Origin of the sequence: Actinocrispum wychmicini (assembly GCF_004345645.1) — a bacterium.
In the GTDB taxonomy this organism is placed as follows: domain Bacteria; phylum Actinomycetota; class Actinomycetes; order Mycobacteriales; family Pseudonocardiaceae; genus Kibdelosporangium; species Kibdelosporangium wychmicini.
The window spans coordinates 463,406-480,524 of sequence record NZ_SLWS01000009.1 but is presented as its reverse complement, the minus strand read 5'-3'; the positions used below and the strand labels follow the sequence as shown (position 1 = coordinate 480,524).

16 protein-coding genes and 1 pseudogene are annotated in these 17,119 nt (G+C 68.9%); 14 read left to right on the top strand and 3 right to left on the bottom strand.

Going from position 1 to position 17,119, the window contains the following annotated elements; genetic code table 11:
• From EV192_RS37500 to EV192_RS37490, 3 genes and pseudogenes are all read left to right on the top strand, one after another.
• Positions 1-432, top strand: a pseudogene (locus EV192_RS37500) (acyl-CoA thioesterase); the annotation flags it as partial.
• Positions 433-588: 156 nt separating this feature from the next.
• On the top strand, positions 589-1,059 hold the full coding sequence (locus EV192_RS37495) for a flavin reductase family protein (RefSeq protein ID WP_132123406.1): 471 nt from the start codon (positions 589-591) through the stop codon (positions 1,057-1,059).
• 60 nt (positions 1,060-1,119) lie between these two features.
• Positions 1,120-2,718 carry an acyl-CoA carboxylase subunit beta gene (locus tag EV192_RS37490; RefSeq protein ID WP_424923417.1) on the top strand — a complete coding sequence of 533 codons (1,599 nt, stop codon included), beginning with the start codon at positions 1,120-1,122 and terminating at the stop codon, positions 2,716-2,718.
• A 12-nt stretch (positions 2,719-2,730) separates the two neighbouring features.
• Here EV192_RS37490 and EV192_RS37485 read toward each other — a convergent pair whose 3' ends face one another.
• Entirely contained in the window at positions 2,731-3,414 is a 684-nt protein-coding gene (locus tag EV192_RS37485; protein ID WP_132123360.1) for a TetR/AcrR family transcriptional regulator, read from the bottom strand.
• Between the two features lie 81 nt (positions 3,415-3,495).
• Between EV192_RS37485 and EV192_RS37480 the strand changes: the two genes are divergently transcribed.
• The 8 genes from EV192_RS37480 (at position 3,496) to EV192_RS37445 (ending at position 10,693) form a co-directional block, all read left to right on the top strand.
• Complete coding sequence (locus EV192_RS37480; protein WP_165960837.1) at positions 3,496-4,683, top strand: carotenoid oxygenase family protein; 1,188 nt, start codon at positions 3,496-3,498, stop codon at positions 4,681-4,683.
• Between the two features lie 55 nt (positions 4,684-4,738).
• Positions 4,739-5,074: a DUF6235 family protein gene (locus EV192_RS37475; protein WP_132123358.1), complete on the top strand. Its 336-nt coding sequence runs from the start codon at positions 4,739-4,741 to the stop codon at positions 5,072-5,074.
• A gap of 247 nt (positions 5,075-5,321) precedes the next feature.
• Entirely contained in the window at positions 5,322-5,807 is a 486-nt protein-coding gene (locus tag EV192_RS37470) for a DUF6423 family protein (RefSeq protein WP_165960836.1), read from the top strand.
• Positions 5,807-7,558, top strand: a complete 1,752-nt coding sequence (locus EV192_RS37465) for an FAD-dependent oxidoreductase (protein ID WP_279495056.1) — start codon at positions 5,807-5,809, stop codon at positions 7,556-7,558. Before EV192_RS37470 ends, EV192_RS37465 begins: the two co-directional genes overlap by 1 nt.
• Positions 7,518-7,982: a DUF6187 family protein gene (locus tag EV192_RS37460; protein ID WP_132123356.1), complete on the top strand. Its 465-nt coding sequence runs from the start codon at positions 7,518-7,520 to the stop codon at positions 7,980-7,982. Before EV192_RS37465 ends, EV192_RS37460 begins: the two co-directional genes overlap by 41 nt.
• Entirely contained in the window at positions 7,979-8,521 is a 543-nt protein-coding gene (locus EV192_RS37455) for a carboxymuconolactone decarboxylase family protein (RefSeq protein ID WP_132123355.1), read from the top strand. Before EV192_RS37460 ends, EV192_RS37455 begins: the two co-directional genes overlap by 4 nt.
• Before the next feature lie 85 nt (positions 8,522-8,606).
• Positions 8,607-9,458, top strand: coding sequence for a winged helix-turn-helix transcriptional regulator (locus EV192_RS37450; RefSeq protein WP_243727322.1), 852 nt, complete (start codon positions 8,607-8,609; stop codon positions 9,456-9,458).
• Positions 9,458-10,693: a bifunctional 3,4-dihydroxy-2-butanone-4-phosphate synthase/GTP cyclohydrolase II gene (locus tag EV192_RS37445; protein ID WP_132123354.1), complete on the top strand. Its 1,236-nt coding sequence runs from the start codon at positions 9,458-9,460 to the stop codon at positions 10,691-10,693. The genes EV192_RS37450 and EV192_RS37445 overlap by 1 nt, the downstream gene beginning before the upstream one ends.
• 54 nt (positions 10,694-10,747) lie before the next feature.
• On the opposite strand, the gene EV192_RS37440 is transcribed toward EV192_RS37445, so the two are convergent.
• Together EV192_RS37440 and EV192_RS37435 are read right to left on the bottom strand one after the other, a co-directional pair.
• Positions 10,748-12,274, bottom strand: a complete 1,527-nt coding sequence (locus tag EV192_RS37440; protein WP_132123353.1) for a PLP-dependent transferase — start codon at positions 12,272-12,274, stop codon at positions 10,748-10,750.
• A 77-nt stretch (positions 12,275-12,351) separates the two neighbouring features.
• A complete protein-coding gene (locus EV192_RS37435; protein ID WP_132123352.1) occupies positions 12,352-13,674 on the bottom strand; it encodes an ABC1 kinase family protein in 1,323 nt (440 codons plus the stop codon).
• 149 nt (positions 13,675-13,823) lie between these two features.
• Between EV192_RS37435 and EV192_RS37430 the strand changes: the two genes are divergently transcribed.
• From EV192_RS37430 to EV192_RS37420, 3 genes are read left to right on the top strand one after another with little or no spacing between them, the layout of a single operon-like run.
• The gene (locus EV192_RS37430; protein ID WP_132123351.1) at positions 13,824-15,473 is read left to right on the top strand and encodes an MFS transporter; all 1,650 of its coding nucleotides are present in this window, start codon (positions 13,824-13,826) and stop codon (positions 15,471-15,473) included.
• A gap of 41 nt (positions 15,474-15,514) precedes the next feature.
• Positions 15,515-16,564 carry a cobalamin-independent methionine synthase II family protein gene (locus EV192_RS37425; protein ID WP_132123350.1) on the top strand — a complete coding sequence of 350 codons (1,050 nt, stop codon included), beginning with the start codon at positions 15,515-15,517 and terminating at the stop codon, positions 16,562-16,564.
• A gap of 10 nt (positions 16,565-16,574) precedes the next feature.
• Positions 16,575-17,075 (top strand): TetR/AcrR family transcriptional regulator, encoded by a 501-nt coding sequence (locus tag EV192_RS37420; RefSeq protein WP_132123349.1) that lies wholly within the window; start codon positions 16,575-16,577, stop codon positions 17,073-17,075.
• The last annotated feature ends 44 nt before the right edge of the window (positions 17,076-17,119 follow it).

Below are 17,119 nucleotides of genomic sequence, written 5' to 3'. Positions count from 1 at the left end.
ATGCCCAACTACTACGAGATCCGCCACACGGTGGGTTTCGAGGAGACGAACCTGGTGGGCAACGTCTACTACGTGAACTACGTGCGCTGGCAGGGCCGGTGCCGGGAGATGTTCCTCAAGGAGAAGGCGCCGACCGTGCTGGCCGAGCTGCGCGAGGACCTGAAGCTGTTCACGTTGAAGGTGGAGTGCGAGTTCTTCGCCGAGATCACCGCGTTCGACCAGCTGTCGGTGCGGATGCGGCTGGAGGAGCTGACCCAGACGCAGATCCAGTTCAGCTTCGACTACGTCAAGCTGGACGAGGACCAGGAAACCCTTGTCGCCCGCGGCATCCAGCGGATCGCGTGCATGCGCGGCCCGAACACCGAGACAGTGCCGTCACGCGTGCCGGCCGACCTGCGCAAGGCGCTCGCGCCGTACACCGAGTCGCAGGTCGCGGCCCGCTCAGGGCTCGCGGTCCTGCCCACCCGCCGCCGGGACGAGGTGGCCAGGGCCAGGCAGGCGACCAAGGACGCGATCGCGGCGGCCCGCCCGAAGCGGTCGCTGCACTCCGTCCCGGACGACCTGGACGAGGCCTCGCTGCGGGAGGTGATGGCCCGGTTCGCCACCGGCATCACGGTTCTGACCGTCGCCGGCGACGAAGGGCACGGCATGACGGCCAACGCCTTCACGTCGGTGTCCTTGGACCCGCCGCTGGTGCTGTGCTGCGTGGCCCGGCCGGCCAGGTTGCACGAGGCGATCATGACCACCCGCCAGTTCGGCGTCTCGGTGCTCGGCGCGGACCAGGAGGAGCTGGCCCGGTACTTCGCCGACCGGGACCGTCCGCCGGGGGCCGCCCAGTTCGACGCGGTGAGCTGGCTGCCGGGGCCACGAACCGGAGCACCGCTCCTGTCCGGTGCGTTGGCCTGGCTGGAGTGCGACCTCACCCAGGTGTACAACGGCGGCGACCACTCCATTTTCCTCGGCGAGGTGCTCGGCTCGTTCCGCGGCGACCGCGGCGAGGCGCTGCTGTTCTATCACGGCAACTACCAGTCGGCGCTGCCGCCGGCGATCGGAGCGTGACTGCCCGACGCGAGGAGAGTGGTCTGCCATGTCGGCGAAGCGTCTTAGCGGCGGGACCCGATGACCGCCGCCGAGTTGCCCCTGCCCCCGCTCCCGCGGCGGCCGCGGGGCCGGTCGATGCACCTGGTCCGAGAGCGTCGCGACGCCCTGCGGGACCAGGTGGTGGCCGGCCGGCCCGACGCGGTCGCCCGCCAGCACGCCCTGGGCAAGCTCACCGCGCGGGAGCGGCTCGACCTGGTGCTCGACGCCGGGTCGTTCACCGAGATCGAGATGTACCGCAGGCACCAGGCGCGGGGCATGAAGATGTCCGGCCAGGCGCCGCACACCGACGGCGTGGTCACCGGGTCCGGCACGATCGACGGCCGGCAGGTGTTCGTCTACGCCCAGGACTTCACCATCTTCGGCGGCTCGCTCGGCGCCGCGCACGCCGCGAAGATCCACAAGGTGATGGACCTGGCGCTGGCCGCGGGCGCACCGCTGATCGGGCTGAACGACAGCGGCGGCGCCCGGATCCAGGAAGGCGTGATGGCGCTTGACGGGTACGGCGGGATCTTCCGCAGGCACGTCGAGGCGTCCGGGGTGATCCCGCAGATCAGCGTGATCCTGGGGCCGTGCGCGGGCGGTGCCGCGTACTCGCCCGCGCTGACCGACTTCACGTTCATGGTGCGGGACATCGCGCAGATGTACCTGACCGGCCCGGACGTGGTGGAAGCGGTGACCGGGGAACGGGTCAGCCACGCCGAACTGGGCGGCGCGCAGGTCCACGCCGTCCGTTCGGGGGTGGCGAGTTTTGTGCACGACGACGAGGAAAGCTGCCTCGCTGACGTGCGCTATCTGGTGTCGTTGCTGCCGTCCAACAACATGGAGCCGCCGTTGAGCGGCCCGTCGTGCGGCGCGGCGCGGGACCTGCGCCCGGCGCTGGCCGACATCGTGCCCGCCGACCCCGCCAAGCCCTACGACATGCGGTCGGTGATCGGCGAACTGCTCGACGACGGCGACTTCATCGAGGTGCACGAGCACTTCGCGGGCAACGTGGTGTGCGTGCTCGGCCGCGTCGACGGCGAGGTGGTCGGTGTGGTCGGCAACCAGCCGCTGGTCCAGGCAGGCGTGCTGGACATCGACGCGTCGCAGAAAGCCGCCAGGTTCGTCCGGTTCTGCGACAGTTTCAGCATCCCGCTGGTGACCCTTGTGGACGTACCGGGGTTCCTGCCGGGCACCGGCCAGGAGTTCGGCGGCGTGATCCGGCACGGCGCGAAACTGCTCTACGCCTACTGCGAGGCGACCGTGCCGCGGATCTCCGTGATCGTCCGTAAAGCGTATGGCGGAGCGTACATCGTGATGGACTCACGGTCGGTCGGCACGGATTTGTCGTTCGCCTGGCCGACGAACGAGATCGCCGTGATGGGCGCGGAAGGCGCGGTCAACGTGCTGTTCCGTCGTGAGCTCGCGGCGGCCGCCGATCCCGAGCGCCTACGCGCGGAACTGATCGACGAGTACACCGAACAGTTGGTGCACCCCCATTACGCCGCGGAGCGCGGCCTGGTCGACGACGTGATCGACCCGGCCACCACCAGGATCGCCGTCGCCAGGGGCCTGGCCATGCTGCGGACGAAGCGAAAGCTCGCCCCCCAGCGAAAGCACGGCAACATCCCCCTCTAACCACCGAAACGCCTAGAGACCGGCGGGGGCGGTGAGGGTTGGCGGGTCGACGATCTCCGCGCTGAACCGCAGGGCCGAGGCGGCCACCGAGGCCGCGGCCAGTTCCGGCCGGTCTCCCGCGCCGATCATCATGCTGACCAGTTGGGTCTCCAGCATGACCTTGGCGTTGCAGGGGTCGATCAGGTAGTCGCCCAGTTCCAGGTTGACCAGCCCGTGCATGGTGATCCACATCTGGTGCGCGACGAGCAGCGCGTCGGCCTGCCGAAACCGGCCCGAGTCGATGCACCTGCGCGCGCAGTCCACCACGTTGAGCAGGTTGTACCTGCCGTGTTGGCGGTCTTCGTCGGACAGTTCGAAGCCGGCCAGCGACGCCCCGCCGAACATCACCGCGTACAGGTGCGGGTTGGCGACCGCGTTGTGCCGGTAGGCGCGGCCCATCAGTGCCATGTCGGCCACTGGGTCGCCGGTCTCGTTGACCTCGGCGAAGTACCGGTGCAGCCGGGCGAAGCCCTCGTAGACCATCTCGCGGACCAGGCCGCTCATCCCGCCGAAGTACGTGTAGACGGGCATGGTCGAACTGCCGGCCTCGGCGGCGATCCGCCTGGTCGACAGCGCCTGCGGACCCTCTTCGTCGAGTAGTCGGGCACCTATCTCGATCAGCGCCGCCTTCAGGGCGGGATCACTCGGTCGTGGCATGTTGACAGTATTACATAACAGCTCTATTCTTTGTAGCACAGCATCGTTATGCTACGAACTCTCGTAAGGCAGGTGCCCGACATGGTCACGACGCTCACCCGACGGCCCCGCCTGATCGCCCCTGTTCGCCCCCGTGACGGATTCGCGTGCGAGACGGCACCCCGGTCGACCGAACTGCGCTTGACAGTGGCCGGCGTTCTGCCCGCTGACCTGGACGGATGTTTCCTGCAGGCGAGGCCGCACCCGACCGTGGGCAACGCCGCGACGGTCGTGGAGGGGATCCGGCTCCGGAACGGGATCGCCGCTCGGTTCCGCGCGACCGACACCGGCCGGCGGCCCTGCCCGTTCGGCCCGGTGGCGCCGGTCCGGCTGACCGAGACCTCGCCCGAGATGGCCGCCTTCCCCGTACGTGACGGCGTCGACCCGGTGTGGCACACCGTGGTCACCGCTCCCGGCAGCGACCACGGCCGGCACCTGATCGTGGATTCCGTCGGCCAGGTGTTGCACACCCGGTCGTTCCCGCTGCCGCACGCTTCGCTCGTCCGCGCGCTCGCGGTGACCGAGCGGCACGTCGTCGTGCTGGACCTGCCAGTGGCGTACTCACGCGCGGCCGACCTGGTGGGGGAGCGCGACCCGTACGTGTGGCAGCCGGACCGGGGCGCGCGGATCGGCCTGGTGCCGAGGTGTCCGGAGCAGGTCGCCGCCCCAGTCTGGTTCGACATCCCGGCCGGCTACGCCGGTCAGGTGGTCGGCGCGCACCACGAGTCCGGCCGGGTGATCCTGGACGCGGTCTGGCACACGGGCCCGTTCGACCAGGCCGCCGGTGCGCTCGCGGGTGTCGGTTCGGCGGCCGGCGCGGTCGTTCGGTGGACGCTGGACCCGCGGACCGGCCTGGCCACGGCCCGCCGGCTGACCAGCCCGGTGCGGAGTGCCGTGGCCGCAGGGAAACACCTGTTCACCGTCGCCACCTCAGCCCGTGGCGCCGAGCTGACCCGGCGCGACCTGAGCACTGGTGAAGCGGTGGCCGGCGCGTTGGAGCCGGGCCTGGTCGCCGGCCGGCCCGTGCTGGTCCCGAAGACCGGGCGGGGCGCTTCGGACTGCTGGCTGCTGCTGCCGGTGGAGCGGGTGGCGACCAGGGAGCAGGAGCTGCTGGTGCTGGACGCGGCCGACCTCGCCGCCGGGCCGGTGGCCGTGGTGCGCGTCCCGGCCGGGCCGTCGCCGGCCGCCCGCTCGGTCTGGCTGAGCCGGCCGACCCTCGGCGTTATGTAACACCGATATTTCCCCCAGTCCCTATAGTTGTGACCAGGCTTTGCCGGAGGTTGAGATGTTTGAGATGATGGACAACTTCGAATGCCCGGCCGGTCCGCTGTCCGGTCGTCGCAACCAGTTGAACACCGGCCTCGACGTGCTCGACGAATGGTCGGAGACGGCGCCGCAGGCGGCCCGCAACTTGGTCTACCGCGCGCTTTTCGCGGTCACCGACGGCACTTTGTTCCGCTCGTACCTGACCATGTCGCACCGCGAGCGGCCGGAAGAGCTCGCCATTTGTTTGCGGGACAATCTGGTGGTCACGATTTCGCGGACACAGCCCGGTTTCTTCGATATCGCCTACATTGGTTCACCGGATCAGGCGCCGGGTATCCGACAGAGCCGAGACTGATTGATCAAACTGCAGCGTAACGCGGTGTTTTTCCGAACCGTTCCAGTGTCGTTGACCAGTGCGGACGGCATCCGGACGAACACCCCCGGGTGGATCGGAGCATTGACGCGGTGCTTTCGCCCTGCCAGGCTCCACAGGCGGTCGTACAGTAGCGAAAGCAACCGTAGCTTCTTGGGGGTATACCGTGTCTTCTCTTGATCTTCCCGGCTTAGACGTCTCCTCCCGAGTGCGCGCGCGTGATATTCAGATGGCCGCGGTCGCCGACGTCCGGCGGCGTGTGCTCATGGTTTCCGGCGCGTATGACACAAATGATCACGATGTGTCGATCGCCATCAACCTGCCGGAGCCGGGACGCTGGCAGGTGATCAAATCCGAGACGAACCTGACCGACCAGACATGGGTGGCCATGCAGGCAACCCTCGACGACGACTCGACGTTCGTGAACGACGCCGACACGATGGTGATGTCGCGCCAGTTCGCGAAGTCCTTCATGACCCCTGACCTGCGCAGACTCACGTTCTTCGACGGCGAGGTCCGGCCCGGCGAGGCACTGCTGAAGGTGTACACGCTGGAGACCACCAGCCGTAAGCCGGCGTACGTGCACTCCCGGTACAGCCCGGTGTCCGCGGACGGCCCGATGAAGACGCCCGAGGAGATCGAGCGGTTGGTCGCCAATGGCCTGCCCCAGCGTCCGGTCATCGAGGTCATCGTCCCGGTGACCGTCATCGGTTGATGCCGACGACGTTCGTCCCCGAACCGCGTCTGCTCGAGTCCGTCCGCGGTCGGCACTGGCCGTTGTTCCCGGGGCACGGCCCGACCGGCCGGCCGCCTGCCAGGGCGGACGTGGTGATCGTCGGGGCCGGTCCCGCCGGGCTGGCGGTCGCGTGCGCGCTGTGGCATCTCGGCGTGCCGGATGTGGTGTTGCTGGATCGGGTCGGCCGGCCGGGTGGCCGGTTCCTGGATCGGATCGACCGCCTGGACCAGCGGGTGCTGCGGTCCCCCTACGAGCACCACCCTGGGGTCGAGGGCTTTCGCGACTGCGAGTTGCTGGATTTCGCCAGGTTGAACTGGGCGCGGCTGACCGCCGTCGAGCGCCGTGAAGTCCGGATGTCCCAGGCGGGTCACCGTTCTGTGGTGCCGGTGGACGTCTTCGACGCGTACTGCCGGCACATCGCGGCCACCCACCAGGTCGACTCGAAGACGTGGCGCGCACTGGTCCGCGAGGTACTCCCGGATGATCGTGGCGTGACGGTCCGCGGCGACGGGTTTGACATCCGGGCCGACTTCGTCGTGCTGTGCCTGGGCGAGGAACGCGCGGAAGCGCCGGAAAGCTGGTGGGGCGGTGGCGAACCGCCGGCCGGAGTGTCCTATTGGGACTCGCCCGCTGACCCGGTCCTGGCGCGCGGCGACGGCCGGATCGCCGTGGTCGGAGCCGGCCTGACTTCAGCACACCTGATCGGCAGCGCGCTCGCCGCGGGCCACCGCGTGGACTGGGTGTTCCGCGAGTCCGCGGAACGCTTCCAGTGCGCCGACGTGAACTCGAAGTTCTTCCGCCCGGAGGGCCGCGCCCGGTTCGGCGGGGGAGACCAGGAGCACCGCCAAGCCCTGATGCGAACCCATCGGCGTGCCTCGATCATGTTCGAGTTCCGGCCCATGCTGCAACGCGCTGAGGCATCCGGCCAGTTGGTCGTGCACCGGGGCCGACAAATCCACGAGGTCGACCCCACCATCAGGCTGAGCGACGGTACATCCTTGGAATGCGACCACGTTCTGCTCGCGCTCGGGACGACCGTGTCGACCGGCCGCGGCCTGCTCCCGACCGACCTGGTCGGCGACGACAACGGTTGGCCCGACCTGGACGAGCGAATGCTGTCCTACCGCCACGCGCCCAGAGTGCTGGCGGTGGGCGCGGCGACGGCGATGGTCCTTGGCCCAGCGGGCCGAAACATCGACGGCCACCGAGTGGCAACAGCCCGGGTGGCCGTGACAGTGGCGACCGGCCTGAGGGAAGGCATCGCGCCAGGGCTGGACGGCCGCACAGGTTCGAGCGGCCGCGCGGTCCCGGATGGCGATGCCCAGCGGGATGGGCACATAGGCTCCGCCGGCAGCGCCGAGCAGGCCGGCGATGGTGAGCGGGCTGGCCGTGCCGAGCGGGATGGCCACGTGGGTCCGGACGGCCGCGCGGACCGGGACAGCGATGTCGGGCGGGATGGCCACGTGGGTCCGGACGGCCGCGCGGATCGGGATGGCGATGCCGAGCGGGTTGGCCACAGGGGTTCGGACGAGGGCGCTGGTTTGCCTGGCCGTGCCGAGCGGGTTGGCCACAGGGGTTCGGACGAGGGCGCTGGTTTGCCTGGCCGTGCCGGGCGGGATGGCCACGTGGGTTTGGATGGCCGTTCCGGCTCTGATGGCCACCTGGGTTCGGGCGGCCATGCTGGCTCTGATGGCTCTTCCGTTGGGGCGCGGGCGGTGGTTCGTGGATAGCTCGCAGGACACCGCTTTCGCCATGCCGGCCGTTGATGATCCGCCTTCCACCGAGGTGGGCATCATCTTGCTGGGTTTGGATGTCGAACGGTTGATGGCGGGGTTGGGCATGGCCGCGATGGCGGAGGATCCGGGTGCCGTCGCACTATCGGTGGACCATGTTCGGCATGGTGCCGCGCTGAGGCCTGCCATGGCGGATCTCGTTGAGGTGGGGTGTCGGCGGTGGCGGTCGGTGCGGGTGGCTGTTGCCGAGGCGGCCGGTGGTGTGGTCGGTTCCGGGTCGCCGAGGCAGGGTTGGGCACCGGCTGAGCGTGCGGTGGCCGCGGTGGATCCGTTGGCCACCGGGCCGGCGTGCCGGGCATACCTCACCGCGTGCTGGTTGCGGCGCGCCGAGATCGACCGATGGGTGGAGGACCGCACATGACGTACCTGCCGTCGTTGCCTGAGGACTCGAAGCTGCTTCAGGTGTTTCGGGCGTACCCGGCGACCGCCAAGCCGCTGATCGCCTTCCACGAACTGGTGATGCGCGAGGAGTCGCCCTTCACCTCCGCGGAGCGTGAACTGATCGCCGCCTATGTGTCGGGGGTCAACGCTTGCTCGTACTGCCACGGCGTTCATACGCAGACCGCCGAGGCGTTCGGTGTCGAGGCCGGGCTCCTGGCCGCCGCACTGTCTGATTTGGACACCGCGCCGGTCGGGGACAAGCTGCGTCCGGTGTTGCGCTATGTCGGCAAGCTCACCGCGACTCCGTCCCAGGTCACGCAGGCCGACGCGGACGACGTGTTCGCCGCTGGCTGGGACGAACGCGCTCTGCACGACGCGGTGCTGGTGTGCGCGCTGTTCAACTTCATGAACCGAATGGTTGACGGTCTGGGTGTTCGCGCGGACGCCGGGTACTTCGCGGAGTCCGGCCAGCGGCTGCGCCAGATCGGGTATTCCGGGCTGCTGGCGATGATCGAGTAGTCGGCACGCCGGAAGATGTCCGCCGGTGGGGTCCTGGCCGATCATGGAGGTTGTCCGCCAGGCCCATCGGGAAGGACACCACGACATGACGGATGCCGGACGCAAGCTGGTCGTTGACCGGCAGGGTGTGACGATCATCGGAGACGGGTTCCAGTTCTCCACCAGCGCCGTGCCGCGGGACGCGTTGGAGCCGGACCTGGACGGCCTGGTGGCGCAGGCGACCGGGGCCGGCGAGGTGGAGTCGGTGATCACCGGCCTCCAGTCGATGACCAGGCTGACCTACGGCCAGTACTGCGCGTTGTCCCGGGCCCTTGAGGTGATCGGCGAGCGGTGGTCGATGCTGCTCGTCCGGAACCTGTTGGTGGGCCCCAGGAAGCTCGCCGACCTGCAGCAGGGGTTGCCGCGGCTGCCGGCGGACACCCTGCTGGCCAGGCTGAGGGAGCTGGAGCACGGCGGGGTCGTGCGCCGCACACCGGACGAAGTGGACGGTGAGGTGTACGAGCTGACCGAGTTCGGGCTTGAGCTCGACGACATCACCGTGCGGCTCGGCCAGTGGGGTGCCCGGTTGCTGGGCGAGCCACGGGCGGAGGACATCATCACCCCGGACGCGCTCGTGATGGCGTTGCGGTCGAACTTCCGGCCGGAGGCGTCGTTCGGCCGCGAGGCCGGCTACCAGGTGCAGATCGCCGAGTTCGACCTCGTGGTGTACGCGTATGTGCGGGACGGGGTGATGTCGTCGGGGGTGGGCCCGTTGCCTGGCGGCGCCGACGTGGTGATCGAGACCGGGATGAACATCCGGCCGCTGCTCACCGGCGAACTCGACCCGGACGAGGCAGTGCGGGCCGGTGCGATCCAGGTGGACGGCGATCCGGCGCTGCTGCACACCTTCGTGGCGGACTTCCGGATGCCAGCCGCGTCGCCGCAGCCGGAGAACTGATGGACCCGGTCACCGAGACCGTAGAAGCCGCCGTACGGCAACTCGCCTGCGGCGGCATCGTGGTCGTGCTCGACGACGAGGACCGCGAGAACGAGGGCGACCTGATCATGGCCGCCCAGCACGCCACACCCGACAAGGTGGCGTTCTTCCTGCGGCACACCTCGGGCCTGCTCTGTGTCGCGGTCACCCCGCGGCGTGCCCGTGACCTGGGGCTGGAGCTGATGGTGCGGGACAACACTGAAAGCCACGGCACGGCGTTCCTGGTGACTGTCGACTACGGGCCCGGCACCAGCACCGGGATCAGCGCGGCGGACAGGTCGGCCACCGCGATGGCGCTCGCCGACGACTCGACCACGGCGATGGAACTGGCCCGCCCCGGGCACATTCTCCCGCTACAGGCGCGCGAGGGCGGCGTGCTCAAGCGCGCTGGCCACACCGAAGCAGGTGTGGACCTGTGTCGGATGGCGGGGTTGCGGCCGGCCGCGCTGCTGTGCGAGGTGGTCACCCGGGACCGGACGGCCATGATGCGCCGGCCCGCGTTGGTCCGGTTCGCCGCCCGGCACGACCTGCCGGTGGTCACCGTCGCCGACCTGATCCGGTACAGGCGGGCGTTCGCCAGCCTGGTCGTCCGGGCCGGTGAGGCCGACATACCCACCGAACTCGCCACGTTCCGAGCCATCGCGTACGAGTCTACAGTGGACTCCTGGGAGCATCTGGCGCTGGTGCTCGGCAACGTCGCCGACGGGGACGAGGTGCTTGTCCGGGTGCACAGCGAGTGCCTGACCGGCGATCTGGTCGGCTCGCTGCGCTGCGACTGCGGGCCGCAACTGGACCTGGCCATGCGGCACATCGCGGCGGCCGGTCGTGGGGTGCTGGTGTACCTGCGCGGGCACGAAGGCCGAGGCGTCGGCCTGGCGCACAAGCTGCGCGCCTACCACCTGCAACAACACCAGCAACTGGACACTGTGGACGCCAACCTGCGGCTCGGGCTGCCGGTCGACGACCGTGAGTACGGCGTCGGCGCGCACATCCTGCGTGATCTCGGCGTACGGCAGGTTCGGCTGATGACTAACAACCCGGCGAAGTACCACGGCCTCTCCGCGTACGGCATCGACATCGTCGGCCGGCGCGGCCTGGAGACGACCGCCACTCCACACAACGTGGCCTACCTGTCGGCCAAACGGGACAGGATGGGACACCTGCTGCGCCTGCCTTTCGAAGCCACAGGCACCTGACAGAGCATCCGTTGCCCGGCTGACCACCACGCGGTCAGCCGGGCAGCGCGCGTGTCAACCGGCGAGGACACGGGCGACGGGGTCGGTGACGGCGGACGCGACCGCGTCCACGAGCAGGTGGAGCTGGTCTCCGCGATCACCGACGGACAACCGCAGATAGCACGGGGTGTCGTCGGTCGGCCCGACCCCGGCCGGCAGCACGCATAACCGCGGCACGGAGAACCCGAACCCGACACCGGCGGTGAGCTGCACTCCTAACGCCCGCGCGTTGGCCAGGACGCAGGCGCACACGCCGTCCAGATCCGCCCGCCGGTTCCGGCCGGGGTCATGGAACCAGAACGTCACGCATCCACCTGCGTGCGGCAGCCTGCGTGCGAGGTGGGCGTCCGGGTGGCCGGGAAGGGACGGATGGCACACGACACCGAGTTCGGACACCGCAGCGTTCTCCGCGAGCGCGGTCGCCACGTGTTCGGCGTTGCGTCCGACGCGGAGCATCCGCCTGCGGTGGATTTCGCTGGTATAGCGGGGAAAGAGGTCGGCGCCGTGCCGGTAGAGGACCGTGCTGGTGGCCGCGCGCTGCCTGGCGAACGCGCCCTGCAACGCGACCGGGTGGGCGACGATCCCGGCCATCGCGGTGTCCAGGCCCAGTTGCAGGTACGTCGACGCGCTTTCGTAGTAGATCACTTCCACACCACGCGACTGGCTGAACACCTCACCGGGCAACGCGCCGGACATCGTTGTGCCGTCGATGACCACCGTGATCTGGGTGGCGACGTTCGTCAGGCGGCGCAGCAGCGCGCCGACGTCGACGATGTGCTGCCGGGCCGTGGAACCGAGCGGTGCGAGGAACAGACACCTCGGCTGATATCGCACCACAGCGGCCAACAGGTCGTCGACGGTGTGCCCCGCTACCTGCAATGTGCGGATGAACGGCAGCGCGGTGAGCTGGTCGGCCGCCTCGTGGTGCAGCGTCGACGCGGTCAGCACCAGATCCCCGGGCCGCAGCCGCTCCCGCAGCAGGACCGCCTCCACCAGGGTGTACGCGGCCTGGCCGGACGAAGTCGCGCTGATTGTGTGCGTGCCGGGCAGACCGAGCAGGTCGGCGGTCTGCCGTTCCACCTCACGCACCGAGGCCTCGCCGTACCGGGCGTGCGCCGGAACCGGGGTGCGCTGCACAACAGGATCGAAGAACTGTACGGCGTGCGACTGGGCGCAGGCGGGCACGCACCACTCCAGCGCGTCCCGGACGTATCCATAGGTGGCCAAAGCGAAACGCAGCACGAGTTCACCGGATGACAGCAACTCCGGCCGGTCGCTAGTGCCGTGCCCGGCGAGGAGTACACGCTCCTGCGCGATACGCGTCCGGGCGTTCTCGATGGCTTCGGTCAGCCGGGCGATCACCGGACGGTCGACCGGCAGCCGGTTGCGTTCGCAGTATCGGGCGTGGTCGCGCATGGCGCGGCCGGCCGCCCGCAGCCGACGGTCGGACGAGTCCATCTGTAACAGGAGGTCTGTGGCTGCTTCGGCGTCCGCCCCCTCGGCCGTCTCACTGCTCAGGCAGCGCAACCGGGGGCGTGCCACCGGGCGCGATTCCTTCTCGGACAACAAGTGTTCTGGGTGCGTCGGCACAACAGATCCTCCCCCAGTGTGGTTTGTGCTTATGCGGCGTCGGCGAGGGCGGCCAGCACGTACGGGACCGCCTTGCTCTGGAAGTCGGTGTCCGGCGCGAACTCCTTGATCGCGCCTTCCAGGACGAGCAGCGACAGGATCGGGAACACGAACTCGGGCTCGGCGTACAGCTGGTGCCGGCGTTGGATGTCGAACAGCGTGGCGGAGAACTGGAGCAGGTTGAAGTCCTTCGAGCGGGCCCCACTGTTGGCTCGAACGAGCTCCGATATCTCCTTGCGGAAGGATCGCACAGCGAAGCTGTCGGGTCGCTTTCCGGTCTCTATCAGGATCTCCGCGCACCGCTCGCCGTCGCCGAGGGCCATCGCGTAGAAGAACTCGGCGAAGCTCCTCTTCGCGCCCGCGCTCAGCCTGGTGACGAACCCGGCGTCCACGATCACGATCGAGCCGTCGGCCATGAAGTACAGGTTCCCGGGGTGCAGGTCGTTGTGCACCAAGCCGTCCTGGAACAACATCTGGTAGACCGCGTCCAGGCACAGCGACACGAGGGCCGGCCCCGCCGCTGGCGGCAGGTCGGCCGGGGAGCGCCGGATGAGGCCCGGCACGAACTCCATGACCAGGATGCCTTCGGTGTGGTTCGGATCGACCACATCCGTCCGCACGGCGGGAACGTGCACACCGGGCAGTTCGCGCAGATTGTCCGCCAACGCCCGCAAGGCGTCGGCCTCCCTGGCGAAGTCCAGTTGCGCACCGATGGCGCCGCCGAGCTGGTCGACCATCTCGCGCACGGGAAGACTGCGGAACGCCGGCAGCAGAGCCATCATCCTGGACACCGTGCGCATCAACGCCAAGTCGGCCCGCAGCACACGATCCACCCGCGCGCGGCGCACCTTGATGGCGACTGTGCTGCCGTCGCGCAACGTCGCTCGATACACGCAGGCAATGCTTCCGCTGGCCACAGCGTCGGAATCGAATTCTGTGCACAGTTCGTCGAGCGCGCCACCGAGACGCTTGTCAGCCAGTCGTCGTGCCACTTTCGGGCGCATGGCAGGCACGTTGTCGTGCAGTGTTGCCAGTTTGGCGCACAGCGCGGACGGCAGCAGATCGACCCGGGTGCTGAGCAGCTGGGCCATCTTGATGAAAGTCGGGCCGCCGCGGTTGATCTGCCGCACGGCCAGGTCGATCATCTTGCCGGCGAACCGGGCCCGGTGCCGGGCAGGACGGGTGGCCAGCCAGAGCACGGCCACCCGCGTGGCCGTCGCGGCCAGCAGCCAGCCGACCCGGATGGCCCGCGCGGGCAGCACGACAGGGCTCCGGCGCGACCGCCGGCTTGCGGAATTCTGCTGTGTGGCCACGATTGTCTCCTCCCGACTGCGTCCCGCGCTACGCTAACCGCGCCACCGAAGTGGATCGTCTTCCAAAATGCCTGGTGTCAGGCGGTGCCAGCCCGAATACAGCCGGATGGAAGAAGAAATCGCGCGCGTGTCCCGATTAGATCGATGCTGTGGAGGACCAGGCTCGGCTACGAATGTTCCGGCATCCGCTCGCGTTCTGGACGGGCGCGCTGCTGTGCGTCGGGGGCGTGGTCATGCATCTGCCGATGTACCTGTCGGCCGGGGACATGGGGTACCGGATGGCCGACATGGAGCCGGACCTGACGATGGTCCTCGGCATGGTGGCGATCGTGGCCGGGCTCGCGCTTTCGTTCTGGGGACTACTGCCTGAGCGGTCCGGGGCGATCCGCAGGCAGGCGGCCGCGATCACCGTGCGCCCCATGGACGACGTGCCCATCCGGTTCGCGCACGTCGCGTTGCTGGTGGTGATGGCGCTCGCGATCACCATCGACGTGATGAAGCCGACCACACTGTCGTTCGTCGCGCCGGGCGTGGCCCGCGAGTACGGCCTCACCGGCGCCCACCGCCTGCTGGTCACGTGGCTGCCGTTGAGCGGGATCACCGGTACCGTCACGGGATCCTTCCTGTGGGGCTGGGCGGGCGACCGGATCGGCCGGCGCGCGTCGATCGTGTTCGCCGGGATTCTGTTCGTGTCCACGTCGATCTGCGGCGCGATGCCGGGGTTCGGCGGGAACGTGCTGATGTGCTTCCTGATGGGCATCGGCGCGGGTGGCATGCTGCCCATCGCGTTCGTGCTCATCGCCGAGACGATCCCGGCCCGGCACCGCGGCTGGCTCATTGTCCTGATCGGCGGGGACATCGCCGGCGCGTACGTGATCACCAGCTGGCTGGCCGGCGCGCTGACCCCCGAGTTCAGCTGGCGCGTGCTGTGGTTGATCGGCCTGCCAACTGGACTGCTGCTGATCCTGCTCAACCGGTGGATCCCGGAGTCCCCGCGCTATCTCTTCGCGGCTGGCCACCCGAAGCAGGCCGAGGCGGTGATGGCCCGGTACGGCGCGCGGATGGTGGACCGTGACGTCGACGAACCGGCACCAGGGTGGCGATCCGGAGACCCGGACACTGTCGAACCGGCGCCGGTGCGGCGGTCCGGCTACCGTGACCTGTTCTTCGGTTTGGCCGCCCGGCCCACCGCGGCGATCACGTTGCTCGCGGTCGCGGCCGGACTGTTGACCTACGGCTTCCAGTTCTGGGTGCCGACCAACCTGCAGCACCTCGGCCTCACCGAGGTGAACTCGGACTACGTCCTGCGCGACTCGGCAGTGCTCGGCCTGCCGTTGACCATTGTGGTCTCGCTGCTGTACGGCTTCTGGGGCAGCAGAAGAACCATGATCTGCCTGTCCGCGTTGACCGTGGTCGCCGTCGGGGTGTTCGCGGTGTTCGGGGAATCGATAGCGGACAAGCACTTCCTGTTGGCCGCGCTGCTGGTGGTGCCGTTGTCGGGGATCAGTTCGATCGTAGCCGTGGTGACCGCTTACGCGTCCGAGGTGTACCCGACCGTGGTGCGTTCCCACGCGGTCGGGTGGACGGCCGGGATGACGAAGGCGGGCGGTGTCCTCATCCTGATCGTGGTGCTCGGCGGCATCGCGGCGCCGTCGTTGCTGGTGACCGGGCTGTTGGGCGCGGTGCCGTTGCTGGTGGCGATCCTGGTGTTCGCCCGGACGTCGCCGGAGACCAAACAGCGCCGATTGGAGGATATCGCGGGAATGGCGGTCGATCGCGGGCAATCGTCGATACAGTGACGAGTTGAGATCCGTCCCGCGATTCCCCTTTGGAGCGGCACATGATCATTCCGACCGAGCCGATCGGCAGCATTCCCCGCCCCCAGTACCTCGTCGAAGCCTTGCAACGGCAGGCCGGCGTCGACGAGTTGGCCGGCCTGCAGGAACGCGCGGTCGCGGAGACCATCGCGGCCTTCGCGGAGACCGGCTCTCCGGTTGTCACCGACGGCGAACAGTCGAAGCCGAGTTTCGCCACGTATCCGTTGGCGGGCTTTGGCGCTCTCGCGCCGGACGGTGTCGTCATCCCGTTCGAGGACGGACACACTCGACAACTCCCGCGCCTCACCGCGGGCCCGTTCCGTTACCAGACATACGCTGACCAGTACTTCACCGCGGCCCGTCGCCACACGGACCGGCCGATCAAGCAACCGGTGATCGCCGCGTCGGCGGTGAGCCTGATCTACCCGGCGGACGAACTGGACGGGTACTCCCGGGACGCGTTCGTCGAGGACCTGGTGGACGAAGCCGCCGCCGACATCCGCCGGAGCCTGGACGCGGGCGCGGACAGCGTGCAGATCGACTTCACCGAAGGGCGGCTTTCGCTGAAACTCGACCCGTCCGGCGGCTTGCTGCGGTCCTTCGTCGAGCTCAACAACCGTGTCCTGGACAGGTTCACACCTGAGGAGCGGCAGCGGATCGGCGTGCACACGTGTCCCGGCGGTGACCAGGATTCCGCGCACAGCCTCGATGTGGACTACGCCGGGCTGCTCCCGTCCCTGTTCGAACTGCGTGCGGGCCGGTTCTTCGTTCAGATGGCGAGCGAGGAGAACCCGTCGGCGGCGCTGGCGGTCATCAGGGACCACGCGAAGCCGGAACACCGCGTCTTCATCGGTGTCATCGACCCGATCAACCCCGCGGTGGAAACCCCGGAAACTGTTCGCGACCGGATCTTGCTGGCCGCGGAGTACATTCCCGCCGACCGCCTGGGGACTTGCGACGACTGCGGCTTCTCCCCGTTCGCCGATGACACTTCGACGTCCCGGGACATCGCGTTCGCCAAGATCGCGGCCCGGGTGTCCGGCACGAAGCTGGCCGAAGACATGCTGAACTGACGGCGAGCCCGTGACGACGGCCAAAAGTGGTTACCACCACGGCGACCTACGCAACGCGTTGATCGCCGCGGCCGTCGAGCTCGCCGCGGCCGACGGCCCGGATGCGATCACCATTCGCGCCGCCGCTCGTGCCACCGGCGTGACACCACCGGCCGTGTACCGGCATTTCGCCGATCGCGACGAGTTGGTGTCGGCCGTGCGGGAGCAGGTGGTTCAGCGTTTGACCAACGCCACCCGGGACGCGCGCGACCTGTGGGTTGTCGCCCGCGAGTACGTCCGGTTCGCGGCGGCCGAGCCGGGATTGTTCCGAACGATCGCCGAGCCGGTCAATGTGCATGACCTCGATGATGTGGGCGCGTGGTCGTCGGTGCACGGACTCGCCGTGTTGCTGGCTGGTCCGCTCAGGTCCTGGCCACAGGCCATGAAGGACGCTGCCGTGGAGCGGGTCCTCGCGGCGCTGAAACGTGGTCTGGAGTCCACAGTGGACAGTACGTCCCGGAGAGCTGCATGACTGGCCGCGCCATCGTGGCCGTCATGCAGCTGCGACAAGCGACC

Bases quoted from the DNA above. Each gene is read 5' to 3' on its own strand.
- EV192_RS37495 (WP_132123406.1), top strand. From the start codon at position 589: ATGGCCCGGTTCGCCACCGGCATCACGGTTCTGACCGTCGCCGGCGAC.
- EV192_RS37490 (WP_424923417.1), top strand. From the start codon at position 1,120: ATGACCGCCGCCGAGTTGCCCCTGCCCCCGCTCCCGCGGCGGCCGCGG.
- EV192_RS37485 (WP_132123360.1), bottom strand. From the start codon at position 3,414: ATGCCACGACCGAGTGATCCCGCCCTGAAGGCGGCGCTGATCGAGATA.
- EV192_RS37480 (WP_165960837.1), top strand. From the start codon at position 3,496: ATGGTCACGACGCTCACCCGACGGCCCCGCCTGATCGCCCCTGTTCGC.
- EV192_RS37475 (WP_132123358.1), top strand. From the start codon at position 4,739: ATGTTTGAGATGATGGACAACTTCGAATGCCCGGCCGGTCCGCTGTCC.
- EV192_RS37470 (WP_165960836.1), top strand. From the start codon at position 5,322: ATGGCCGCGGTCGCCGACGTCCGGCGGCGTGTGCTCATGGTTTCCGGC.
- EV192_RS37465 (WP_279495056.1), top strand. From the start codon at position 5,807: ATGCCGACGACGTTCGTCCCCGAACCGCGTCTGCTCGAGTCCGTCCGC.
- EV192_RS37460 (WP_132123356.1), top strand. From the start codon at position 7,518: ATGGCTCTTCCGTTGGGGCGCGGGCGGTGGTTCGTGGATAGCTCGCAG.
- EV192_RS37455 (WP_132123355.1), top strand. From the start codon at position 7,979: ATGACGTACCTGCCGTCGTTGCCTGAGGACTCGAAGCTGCTTCAGGTG.
- EV192_RS37450 (WP_243727322.1), top strand. From the start codon at position 8,607: ATGACGGATGCCGGACGCAAGCTGGTCGTTGACCGGCAGGGTGTGACG.
- EV192_RS37445 (WP_132123354.1), top strand. From the start codon at position 9,458: ATGGACCCGGTCACCGAGACCGTAGAAGCCGCCGTACGGCAACTCGCC.
- EV192_RS37425 (WP_132123350.1), top strand. From the start codon at position 15,515: ATGATCATTCCGACCGAGCCGATCGGCAGCATTCCCCGCCCCCAGTAC.